Origin of the sequence: Idiomarina sp. ST10R2A5 (assembly GCF_051842325.1) — a bacterium.
Lineage (GTDB): Bacteria > Pseudomonadota > Gammaproteobacteria > Enterobacterales > Alteromonadaceae > Idiomarina > Idiomarina abyssalis.
Window position 1 is genome coordinate 313,568 of the sequence record NZ_JBNIEX010000004.1, and the last position, 11,747, is coordinate 325,314.

The 11,747-nt window shown below is 44.1% G+C and carries 11 protein-coding genes; 8 read left to right on the forward strand and 3 right to left on the reverse strand.

What is annotated here, in order from left to right:
* Positions 1-68: 68 nt before the first annotated feature.
* Positions 69-1,775 (reverse strand): putative bifunctional diguanylate cyclase/phosphodiesterase, encoded by a 1,707-nt coding sequence (locus ACP7FG_RS07735; RefSeq protein ID WP_439226025.1) that lies wholly within the window; start codon positions 1,773-1,775, stop codon positions 69-71.
* An 88-nt stretch (positions 1,776-1,863) separates the two neighbouring features.
* Entirely contained in the window at positions 1,864-2,769 is a 906-nt protein-coding gene (locus tag ACP7FG_RS07740; RefSeq protein WP_439226026.1) for a LysR family transcriptional regulator, read from the reverse strand.
* Positions 2,770-2,871: 102 nt separating this feature from the next.
* On the opposite strand from ACP7FG_RS07740, the gene ACP7FG_RS07745 reads away from it, so the two are divergent.
* From ACP7FG_RS07745 to ACP7FG_RS07775, 7 genes are all read left to right on the forward strand, one after another.
* Positions 2,872-3,732: a pirin family protein gene (locus ACP7FG_RS07745; RefSeq protein ID WP_439226027.1), complete on the forward strand. Its 861-nt coding sequence runs from the start codon at positions 2,872-2,874 to the stop codon at positions 3,730-3,732.
* A 48-nt stretch (positions 3,733-3,780) separates the two neighbouring features.
* Positions 3,781-4,407 (forward strand): isochorismate family cysteine hydrolase YcaC, encoded by a 627-nt coding sequence (gene ycaC, locus ACP7FG_RS07750; protein WP_222236850.1) that lies wholly within the window; start codon positions 3,781-3,783, stop codon positions 4,405-4,407.
* 67 nt (positions 4,408-4,474) lie between these two features.
* Positions 4,475-5,386, forward strand: coding sequence for a pirin family protein (locus ACP7FG_RS07755; RefSeq protein WP_439226028.1), 912 nt, complete (start codon positions 4,475-4,477; stop codon positions 5,384-5,386).
* Between the two features lie 27 nt (positions 5,387-5,413).
* Entirely contained in the window at positions 5,414-7,288 is a 1,875-nt protein-coding gene (locus ACP7FG_RS07760) for a cation:proton antiporter domain-containing protein (protein ID WP_439226029.1), read from the forward strand.
* A 209-nt stretch (positions 7,289-7,497) separates the two neighbouring features.
* Positions 7,498-7,965: a hypothetical protein gene (locus ACP7FG_RS07765; protein WP_439226030.1), complete on the forward strand. Its 468-nt coding sequence runs from the start codon at positions 7,498-7,500 to the stop codon at positions 7,963-7,965.
* 79 nt (positions 7,966-8,044) lie between these two features.
* The gene (locus tag ACP7FG_RS07770) at positions 8,045-8,761 is read left to right on the forward strand and encodes a hypothetical protein (RefSeq protein WP_439226031.1); all 717 of its coding nucleotides are present in this window, start codon (positions 8,045-8,047) and stop codon (positions 8,759-8,761) included.
* Complete coding sequence (locus tag ACP7FG_RS07775) at positions 8,751-9,347, forward strand: hypothetical protein (RefSeq protein ID WP_439226032.1); 597 nt, start codon at positions 8,751-8,753, stop codon at positions 9,345-9,347. The genes ACP7FG_RS07770 and ACP7FG_RS07775 overlap by 11 nt, the downstream gene beginning before the upstream one ends.
* Positions 9,348-9,492: 145 nt before the next feature.
* On the opposite strand, the gene ACP7FG_RS07780 is transcribed toward ACP7FG_RS07775, so the two are convergent.
* Positions 9,493-9,930, reverse strand: a complete 438-nt coding sequence (locus ACP7FG_RS07780) for a hypothetical protein (RefSeq protein ID WP_439226033.1) — start codon at positions 9,928-9,930, stop codon at positions 9,493-9,495.
* A 775-nt stretch (positions 9,931-10,705) separates the two neighbouring features.
* On the opposite strand from ACP7FG_RS07780, the gene ACP7FG_RS07785 reads away from it, so the two are divergent.
* Positions 10,706-11,407, forward strand: coding sequence for a hypothetical protein (locus ACP7FG_RS07785; RefSeq protein ID WP_224798275.1), 702 nt, complete (start codon positions 10,706-10,708; stop codon positions 11,405-11,407).
* The last annotated feature ends 340 nt before the right edge of the window (positions 11,408-11,747 follow it).

Genomic DNA, 11,747 nt, shown 5'->3' on the forward strand with positions numbered 1-11,747 from the left:
AGAGAGGCGGACGCCGCATTTCATTTAAGGGGGTGTTGAATCTACTTTCAAGCAAATTACGTTGTTCGTCACTTGTTCGGTAGGTAGGGTTCAACGTCAGTCTGTGGTTTGCCAAACAAGTAACCCTGGAAAAACTGACACCCCATAGTTTGCAGGCGTTTGAATTGCTCGTTTGTTTCAACGCCCTCTGCGATAATGGCCAAGTTCATGCTACGACCCAGACTAATAATGGTTTCGGTTAACAAGGCACCCTTGCTGTATTCATCTAAATCGCTGACAAATGCGCGGTCGACTTTAAGTTCGTCGAGAGGCAACCGTGTGAGGTAGGCTAAAGACGCATAGCCGGTGCCAAAGTCATCTAAGGAAATAGACACACCTAACTGGCGCAAGCTTTTCATTTGTTGAACAATAAAGTCTATATCGTCAGCTATTAGGCTTTCTGTTAGTTCAAAACATAAGTTATTAGGGTTTGCTCCTGTGCGCTCAAGAATGTTCTGTACGCGTTCGACAAAGTCACCGCGACGAAATTGAACGGAACTCACATTGACTGAAATTTTTAGGTGTTTGCAGTCGTTATATGCCTGCCATTGCAAAAGCATTTCACAGCTTTTTTCCAGAACCCAGTCACCAATACCGATAATACTGCCAGTAGCTTCAGCAATAGTAATAAAATCATTAGGGGAGATAGTCCCTAAACTAGGGTGCTGCCAGCGAAGTAGGGCTTCAAAGCCAATAACTTGCCGGTGTGTATTCACCTGTGGCTGAAAGGCTAAAGCAAGCTCTTTATTTTCAACAGCATGATTAAGTGCCTGAGAGAGTTGTAAGCGCTCTTTGACGGCCGACTCCATTTCCTGATCAAAGAAACGAATAGTGTTGGTATTAGAGCCTTTCGCCATTTTAAGTGCTATATCTGCCTGGCGGATTAACTCATCACTGGGTAAGTTGCTTGGGCAATGAAATAAAGTGATGCCAACACAAGCGCTGAGCTGATGAATATCATTTTCGAGCATTAGAGGTGTTTCTATCTCTTCAATGACTTGAGTTGCCAGTTGCTCTGCTTCTGTTGCAGCGGCATCGAACGACGGTGCAGTGCATGGCAATAAAAGAACAAACTCATCTTTACCAAGACGGGCGAGATCATCGTGAGAGGAGCTAAACCGTTGTAATGACTTCGCACAGTGCACTAGAACTCGGTCGCCACTGCTGTAACCAAGGCTCTCATTGATACTATGAAAGTTATCAATATCGATAATGAGCAATGCGGCAACTGAACGTTCGCTTTTAATACCTCGTACCATACTAGCAATGCGCTCTAACATTAGGCGTCGGTTGGGTAAGTCTGTGAGAGGATCATAATATGAGAGGCGCTGCACTTCGGCTTCAGCCATTTCTAACGCGCGCATATCGGCGTCCATACAAAACATAATGGGCTCGTCATTCGCCAGGGCCACAACGGTATGGCTTGAGTACACGGGAACTATACTGCCGTCTTTATGTTTAAGGTTAAGTCGAGCCGGGGGAATGCCTTGTCGGTGCTCGAACATCCAGGCAACCGCCTGTTCGACTTCATTACGCATATCATTAGGAATAATTAAGTCATAGATACTTCCGCCCAGCGCTTCGCTAGGTGAATAACCGTAGATTTTTTCTGAGGCACCATTCCAGTAGACCACCGTGCCGTCGGCACTGTAGCCTTGAATAGACATTGCTTGTGTGTCATCAAACAACTTGTGGAACCGTGCTTCGCTAATTTGCTTGTCGCGGTTTTTTGTCATGGAAGTTAGCCGTTAGTTGAAATGAGAGTTAACGAGTTAACCTAAGTACAAGTGTAGAATACAATTGATAAAACCGTTAACTATGTGCTTACTCTTCATCAAAAGAGCGGTATCTGTCTGCGAGAAAATCTATTAATGTTCTGACCGCAGGCAGCAAGCCTCTTCTTGACGGGAAAACTACATGAATAATTTCGGGCGGCGCTTTCCAATCCGGGAAAAGTTCTATCAATGAGCCGTCATTAATTTGATTGGCGACCACTAACTTTGGCACTTGCACAACGCCAACACCCGCCAGAGCCGAATCCCGCAATGCGACCATATCGGTTGTGATAAACCTTGGTTTAAAGGGGACTTCAAACGACTGTCCGTCCGGGGAAGTCCATGACCAGGTAAAATGTTTTTGAGGCGTACCTAACCCCAGACTCGGCCAGTCAGCGATTTCACATAAATGCTTCGGTGTTCCGAACTTACTAACTAAATCTGGACTCGCCACGATACACAAAGTGCGCTCTGATAAAACTTTCATAACCAAGTCACTGTCTTCTAACGGCGGAGGACGAACGCGGATGGCGACATCAACACCTTCGGCAATCACATCCACTCTACGGTTAGAAGCTTCAAGCTGAATATCAACCTCCGGATAAAGGTTCATAAACTCCGCCAACATACAGCCTATATGGGCATTAAGCAGAGCAATTGGACAGGTGAGTTTAATTACCCCTCTTGGCTCAGAGCGCAACGAGTCTATAGCCTCTTGCGCAGACTCGGCTTCTACCAACATAGCGCGGCAGTGCTGCAAGTACTTTTGACCCACCTCGGTTAAATGAAAGCTTCGGGTTGAGCGGTAAATCAGTTTTGCATTGAGGTTATCTTCAAGCTTAGCAATGCGGCGGCTAAGCTTTGATTTTGGAATACCTAATGCCCGTCCGGCGGGCGCAAAGCCACCAGAATCTACCACTTTTACAAAGTAATACAGGTCGTTTAAATCTTGCATTTTACTGTTCTATTTTTAGGACAACCTTTCTTATTTTTGCACTCTACACATTCAGCGTATCACTTATATGATTTAAAGAAAGTTATTTTCGGAGAAACGCTCATGAAAAAAGTTAAAGCTATCGTAAGACCAGCGGCCCCACATTGGGTGGGTAATGGGTTCCCCGTGCAAACCATTTTTTCTTATGACCGTTTTGCTGAGGCGTTGAGTCCTTTTTTGCTGTTGGATTACGCGAAGTCAACTGAGTTTCCGGGAGATGGTGTGAAACGAGGTGTTGGTGAGCATCCTCATCGCGGCTTTGAAACCGTTACGATTGTCTACGAAGGGGAGCTAGCTCATAAAGACTCTTCTGGTGAAGGTGGCATTATTCGCGCGGGCGACGTGCAGTGGATGACAGCCGGCGCCGGAATATTGCATGAAGAGTTTCATTCTACTCGCTTCAGTCAACAAGGTGGGCCACTTCAAATGGTTCAGCTGTGGGTAAATCTCCCTCGGCAACACAAAATGATGCAGCCTCGTTATCAGGCGATCGAAAAGGCTGACATTCCAGTCGTTTTGCTACCCGACGATGTTGGAACCTTGCGTGTCATAGCCGGAAATTATGAAGGCACTGCAGGGTCAGCTGAAACCGTATCTCCTCTCAATGTTTTTGATGTCCAGTTAAAACCCGGAGGTCAAATGCGTCTAGACATACCAGAGGGGTGGAACAACGCAGTTATCGTGCTGGACGGATCTGTTCGAGTGAACGGCTCCGCCTCGCTGAAACCTTCAACGATGGCTTTGCTTGAGCGCGAAGGAGGGGAAGTTGTTCTTCATGCTGAACATCAGAGTCAAATTCTTATTCTTTCCGGGGAACCGATAGATGAGCCGGTAGTTGGTCACGGCCCATTTGTCATGAACTCGGCTCAAGAAATATCACAAGCTTTTGCCGACTATTCACAAGGTCGTTTCGCAAGCGAGTGATATGAAACCGGGTGTAATAACCCACAACACAACATTTGGAGAAATATTATGAGCTTTAAATACAACCGTTTAAATAAAGACGATGCAGCCGTGCTGCTTGTTGATCATCAGGCAGGTTTACTGTCATTGGTTCGTGACATCGATCCTGACAAATTTAAAAATAATGTTCTGGCACTGGGTGACTTGGCAAAATATTTCAACTTACCGACTATTTTGACCACAAGCTTTGAAACCGGCCCTAATGGCCCACTGGTCCCGGAGTTAAAAGACATGTTTCCGGATGCGCCTTATATTGCTCGTCCGGGTCAAATTAATGCCTGGGATAACGAAGACTTCGTAAAGGCTGTGAAGGCAACCGGTAAGAAACAGTTGATTGTTGCCGGTGTTGTTACGGAAGTGTGTGTGTCCTTCCCCGTTTTATCAGCATTAGAAGAAGGTTTTGAGGTGTTCGTTATTACGGATGCATCAGGTACGTTCAACCCGCTAACTCGCGATGCTGCCTGGGACCGCATGTCCCAAGCCGGCGCTCAGTTAATGACATGGTTTGGTACTGCTTGTGAACTGCATCGCGACTGGAGAAATGACATTGAGGGCTTGGGCGAGCTATTCTCAAATCATATTCCAGACTATCGTAACCTCATTACCAGTTACTCAACATTGACACAGGACAAGTAATTGTCGTTTATTGAAAGATAGTAGCCGGAGAAGTCCGCTTCTCCGGTTTTTAAGCAGGAGAGCAACTATGAGTAACTTAGCGAAGTCTTTGGAAAGTGAATGCCAGATTGTATCTGGCTGTGGCGCATTAAAAAGAATCATCAGCCCGAAATCACGTGACCTAGGTGGTTTTTCAGTTAAACGCATACTCCCTTCGAAAGAAGTGAAATCTGTCGGCCCGTGGGTGTTTTTTGACCATATGGGACCTGCTACTTTCGATGCTGGTGACGGTATTAACGTCAGACCCCATCCGCATATAGGCCTGGCCACGGTAACCTATTTATTTGAAGGCGAGATTCAGCATAAGGATTCCCTCGGAACAGACGCTACTGTGCTCCCGGGCGATATTAACCTCATGGTGGCCGGTCATGGCATTGTTCATTCTGAGCGGCAGACACGAGAAATGACGCAGCAGGCCCACAAGGTTCATGGTTTGCAACTGTGGTTAGCGTTACCAAAAGCGTATGAGGATTGTGAGCCAAGTTTCCATCACTACGACAGAGATATTCTTCCAACCGTTGATCTACACGGTGGACGAGCAAAAGTACTCATTGGAAATGCTTTTGGTTGCAGCTCTCCTGTAAAAACCTTCTCAGAAACACTTTATGCCGAAGTGAATCTTAATGAGGGTGAAAGCATTCAATTACCCCACATTGAGGAGCTTGCTCTTTATATTCTATCGGGCAACCTCAAGATAGGCAGTTTCAATATGGCAGACCATCATATGGCTGTTTTCAATGAAGAGCAGGGAATAACGGTTACAGCTCAATCCAATACTCGGCTCGCTCTTATTGGCGGCGGCGCACTGGGCTCTCGCTTTATAGAATGGAATTTTGTTGCAACCGACAAGCAGCTAATAGAGAACGCCAAAAAGCGCTGGCAACAACAAGAATTCCCAAAAGTACCGGGCGATTCCGAAGATTATATTCCACTGCCTTAAACAGATAACCTAACAAGGGCGAGAAAAATGACAGACATTTTGGTAATAGCCACTCTTTTTTTGATTGCCGGCGTCATTACCGTGCCAATTGCCAGCAGACTGGGACTTGGCTCCGTACTTGGCTACTTATTAGCGGGCGTTGCTATCAGTCCGCTACTTGCGGCTCTTCATGTCGACGTTGAATCGATACAACACGTTGCCGAATTCGGTGTCGTTATGATGTTGTTTATTGTCGGGCTGGAGCTTGAGCCTAAAGCATTATGGTCAATGCGGAAACAACTTATCGGCCTTGGCGGTGGGCAGGTGCTATTAACATCGGCCATTCTTACAGGAATAGGCATTCTGCTCGGTTTTAGCTGGCAGTTATCATTGGTCTGTGGCTTGATCTTGTCGCTTTCGTCTACGGCTATTGTACTGCAAACACTGTCAGAAAAAGGCCTGATGAAGTCGGATGGCGGTAAAGCCTCATTTTCGGTCCTGTTAACGCAGGATATTGTGGTTATTCCAATGCTTGCCATCATTCCGTTGTTAGTTGCGCCAGAAATGCTCACCTCCGGTAATAATGTGGCCTCTGAAAGCACTAGTGGGCACGGCCAAGCACTGAGCCTGGTCGCAGGCCTATCCAGTTGGCAGAGTGGCGTTGTGATGCTCATTGCAGTTGCCGCGGTGGTATTAGGGGGCATCTATTTATCGAAACCGATTTTTCGTTTTGTTGCATCCGCACATTTACGAGAGCTGCTCACGGCTACGGCACTGCTTTTTGTCTTTGCCATTGCGGCTCTGATGTCACTGGTAGAGCTCTCTCCGGCACTGGGTACGTTTCTCGCCGGAGTGGTGTTAGCCAACTCACCTTATAAGCACGAACTGGAGAGCAATATTGAGCCATTCAAAGGGCTTTTGCTGGGGCTTTTCTTTATTACCGTCGGTGCCAGCATTAACTTTTCGCTCTTGGCTGATAGCTTTCAGACAGTGCTTTTGATGACACTGGGTCTAATGCTCGTAAAAGCGGCCGTTGTTTTTACCTTAGGTAAGCTATTTAAAGTAAAAGGCGCTGAAAACTGGCTGATGGCGTTGGGGCTCGCTCAAGCTGGGGAGTTTGGTTTTGTTCTATTAGCATTTTCCGTTGCTCGCGGCGTACTGCCTCCACCAATAGCTGATTCGCTGCTTTTAGTCGTGACGCTTTCAATGGCGTTATCTCCCTTGTTGTTTATTGTTCAACAGAAACTTATTGCGCCTCGATATATCGCTGGCAACGATGAAGAGCCACAACCGAGCTTACCCAACGACAAAAAAATTATTATTGCAGGCTCCGGCCGTGTCGGTGGTCTGGTGGATCGTATTCTAAGGGTAGGGGGCTTTGAAACCACCGTTATTGATTACAACTACAAACAACTGGAGAGCATGTCAAAGCTTGGTTTTAAATACTTCTATGGTGATGCCACACGACCCGATTTATTGCATGCAGCAGGCATTGAAGAAGCTTCGTTATTAATTGTTGCTTTGGACGAAGAAGATCAAATTACCAAGCTAGTGCGTTATGCTCGTGACAACTACCCGCATATTCATGTCACCGCCCGAGCTGTGCATCGGCACCATGTGTATGACCTCTACTATTATGGCTGCCGGGATATTATTCGTGAAACTTACGATAGCTCACTCCGCATTGGACGCTCCGCATTAGAAGTTCTGGGTATTGAAAAAGGCGCAGCAACGGACATTGTTAATCTGTTTGACCAATATGATAAGCAACTCATGCGCTCAATGGCGGACGTATACAAAGTGGGTATGCCATTTGATGAAAACCCTGAATACCTTAGAGAAGTAAAAAGTCGCATCGAGCAGCTTTCGCCGGAGCTAGAGCGAAAAGTCGACTCTTTGTTAAAGGAGAAGAGAGTTCAGTGACTTCCTAATGGCGCAAACTGGGATGAATTGGGCTCTTTAAAAACTTTTAATCGCTTCTGCTGTTCGTTCAAAGCGGGTACGTGTCTAGTGTTATTGACGAAAATGCTCAGAGCCTTATTCACTCCACTCGCTCGGTGCACGTGTCCATTTAACTATTGGCAATTCACTTTGAACTGTCTTAATCTAAGAGCTCTTTTTTGGGGTTTAATATGAATAAAATAGATTTTACTCATCTCTATGATGAGATCAGTCGTTTTCCAAAATTGCCTGGATCAATTGATGAGTTGTCAATGAAAGCTTTTGAGAGTGTATACGGCTCTGAAGAAGCTGCAAATGCGAAAGAGATAATTTACGTTTTCCTTAGTCACAAGCCCATTCCTCGATTAATTGGTAAGAGCAACATTCTGTATATAGGTCAAACGAAATCTAGTTTTAAAACTAGACGGTTAAAAGACGCCAAGCTTCATGTTTCCTCAAAAGCCAATAGCCTAAAGTATGCAGCAATAATTAAGAATTACGGACCAATTACAGTTAGAGTTTGCGACTATAGAAAATATGGCAATACACATAAAGAAGCTGAGGGGCAGCTTTTATGGTGGTATTTCCAAAACCACTGCGAATATCCGCCTATCAACTATACGCAGACCAAGATCCGAAAAGACGTAGTCGAAGCATAAAAGCGTTCTAGTTTGACTGTAGGTGCACTCACACATACTGGAAGCTGACTTTAAACCATTGGCCTTTGAGGAAAAATAAATGATGGACGAGTTTGTTGAAAAGGGATTTACTAATTTACGCGAGCTCTACGAGAACTCTATGAGTGTTTTCCGCCCCTGTAAGCCGGGAGGTGAAGTGTTAGAGCAAAACTTAGTAACGGCATTTCTAATGGGGTGCTTAAAAAATAACCCTGATATTCGCTGGGGGGTTGAAATACCTTTTGCGAGTGCAGATAAAGAGGTCGAATTTTCCAGCATCTTTACTCATAATCAAACATCTGATCTTATAGAAAATGATGTTTTGAAAAAAAACTGGAAAAATCATATTGACGCTTTTATCTATGTAAATGGAACACTGTATTTAATAGAAGCTAAGCGTGATTATCCGGCGGCAAGTTTTTTGGAAAAAATAAAAGCAGACTACGAACGAATACAGTCGCCAGAGTTAGCTATTAGCTTTCGTTTGATGATGAATAGAACCGACGTATATAGCGAATCTTTTGGAGAGATAAAGCAGGTAAAGGGCATTTTACTTGCAGACACCTGGCGTCCAACGAACCTTAACCTTTGGAATGAGGCTTATTACAAACCCAAAGGGAGAAAGCAGGCTTACGATTTGTCCTGGCTTGAATCAATGGAAAGACGCTTTCACTGCTTGGGTTTTAAATCTCAAACAGCAAGTGAGTCATATTCTTTATTAATAGCCCAAACCAGTGACTTGGAAAGCAGTAGGAAAATTATTAACAATGAACTTTGATTTATATTTCGACTTCATCGAGCCCATGTACGGAGAGAAAAAGGAACTATTAGAATCGGTAACAATTCTAATAAAAAAACTACAGGCAAAAAAAGTTAAATTTTGCTTTGCGGGCGACTTACCTTTTTCACTTCATTGTGTCCGGCAAATGACAACGGACTTTGATATCTTTATCCTCGAGCCACACTGGAGCCTATTGAAAGAGAGCCTAACTCGTCAGAAACTAGAGACTGAGGTTAGTAAAAACGAAGATGTCATAACTTTTACCTATAAAGAAGATCCCTCGATATCTTTCACGCTGAACTTACTAAAACTTTCAGCCGCTCAGTGGAAAGAGCTGAATGTAGAGTATACGCTTAGTGCTTTTAAGATAAGTAGCCTACCTGTTATTACTGAGGGTAGCTTGATACCTATGGTCAAAATCCTTAAAAGCAAAAGGAAATTTTCTAGTTCTGAAGATAGCTTTTTTAAAGCAAGGTTAGAGCAAGCGAAGGAAAAACGAGAGACAGGAGAAGTTGGCTCCGGTTACATGATGTCTTGGGGAGAGCTTCAGGCCCTCAAGAAAAAAAAGTTTCAAGAGCGTTAGAATATTTGCTTGAATCAGAGTGGAGCTATTAATGGCTGTTTTTCCGGCTTTTCAATTATGATGGACTAAAAGAGCTAAACAGTCTGATTATTTTACTACTGGTTCTCTTGACTCTGTTTCTATGCTTTTTAGAATCAGAATTCTATCAAGCCTGACTTCCAAATAGCTCTGAGAAATTATCCTTAAAAGCTTCTAGGTCGGGATTATATAGGGTTATTTCACCATCAATAAATGAGTGGGTGCTTGATCTTGCGACAACCACTAATCCTTTATTAATATATCTCTCTAGCTGTGCTTCGAAGTTATCAAAATGATCAATTTCTCTATCTGTAAAAAATAAGTTTATTTGAAAATTTTCAAAGATATTAAAAACTTCTGCTTTTACATGAAGTTCTATGCTAGAAGTCTTGGTAGGAAGGGCAACTATATTATCCTTTATGTTTCCTCCTCCTAACTTACCCGCGCAATCATAGCTATGAGAGTTTAAAATTCGACACGGGAACTGGCATGTGTGGCTTTGACTATAGGCTTCGAAATACCTATCAATACTACCTATGCAGGGAAGATTTGTTTTATTAAACATACTATTTCTCAATTGTTCATCACTGTGAATTTCTTTAATTGCAGTTGGTATTAGTAGCCTGGGAAGTCCACCCAACCCGACTTAAACTCATAAACATATACTTTAATAGCTTTATGCAAGGTGTTAGTTACCTTACCTTGATAACTAGGTTCGAGACGTACTCTGATGTTATTGACCTTTATAATGTAATCGCCAATTTCCGTGTTCTCCTCTTCAGAGTTTTGGACAAAAGTAGCAGCTGCGGGGAACGCCAACAGAGCGACGATTAGGATTAAAAGTTTATTTTTAAGCATTTCGTACCCCAATCGAGTCTATTGACCGAGTAAGACACAAAACTTTAGGCAAGTCAAAACCACAGCATCTAACGATAATAAGTTTTTTCTTCAGATTTTGGCGCAGGTAGTCAATGTCCGCTAAGAGCGAGCAGCGGCCTTCTGACTTTCAGCCTGCTCCAACCAGTGGCTAGCCGTCCCGTTATTAGTAAGTGTGGGTGTCGCTAACTATGCACGGCACATTCACTTCGGCAATAACGCGCGTTTTGTTGTTGTGCTGTGTATTTAAGTCGTTTATTGTCAATTACATAACAAAAAAATAAAGGTTGGATATTGTGCGTTCGGTAGAGTGTAACTGAGTATGCTCAAATTGCCTTTGCTAACTCGGAACCTTTCAAGTCAGGAATACCAACTTGATCAGTAAGTTAAGAACAGAAAACTATTAATTGGACGAGTTTCTAAATGCGCACGCACAATATACAAATGTCAAAAAGAGGTAGTTCATGGAAGACGAAGGGTTCTGGTGTCCTAACTTAATCGATCAATGGCGTAACTTCCTTTCGCGAGGTGTCCCAGACGATGGTGCTCTTCGCCACAGGCGCGCATTCATAAGTAATCTGGGTTATAGCCTTCAGCACCTTCAGTTCCTCGACTATCAAATTCGCGAAGTGAATCTTCACGCAACTGTATACACCCATACGCTCAAGTCTTTCGTCATCGCAGGCATGGGTATTATTGAGGCGGTGTCTTGGTACTTGCTCAAGCGAAAAGGATGGAATCGCAAGCATGATTGGGAGCATATTGCTGAGCTACAGTCTCAGCCGTATCGAGATGGGGACGATGAGCTCAGAGTTGTGAACAGGATCGAGAAAAAGCTCAACGAACCAACTGAAGTCGAGATGTCCCTTCAGTGGATGATTCGGCGAGTCGAGAAGAAAAGGCTCTTGGGTATGGATGGCCAGGTTTACAGGGACTTGAACTACCTGCGTGGACTTAGGAATAAAGTTCACCTGCATGTGGTGCAACATGACTCTGACACAGACTGGAACGCTTTCAGTAACAACGAACTGAAGCTTATGAAAAAAGCTCTTTTTGGAGTATTTACATCTGAAATTTTTGACCCAACAGATCAACACAGAGAGTGGCTGGACTTTCTCAGAGTCGAGGAATCAACGGAAGAATTGGTTGAGGATATTCCGTTTTAACAAGTCGCGTCACTCGGACGGCCCTGTCGGGCCGCCGGTGCGCTTAGCGTTATACTTCTAAGGAACACGGATGCCAAATTGGCTATTAGATAGATTGTTTGATGGTGGAGACCAAGCTGAACCGAGGTTTGCTTTTCAAGGAACCGTTAATTGGATGAGAGCGCTAGCAGAGGTGGTTAACTCTGGAGCGTGCGATGATGACGAGCTTGATTCTTTATATCGAAGAGTCGCTAGAAGACAAATCAATCAAGAAGCGGATACTTTGAATCGCCACTGATTTGCTAGACACCTCATAGCCATAGATAATGGCATAAAAGAGGTGCTTATGAGTAACAACCGA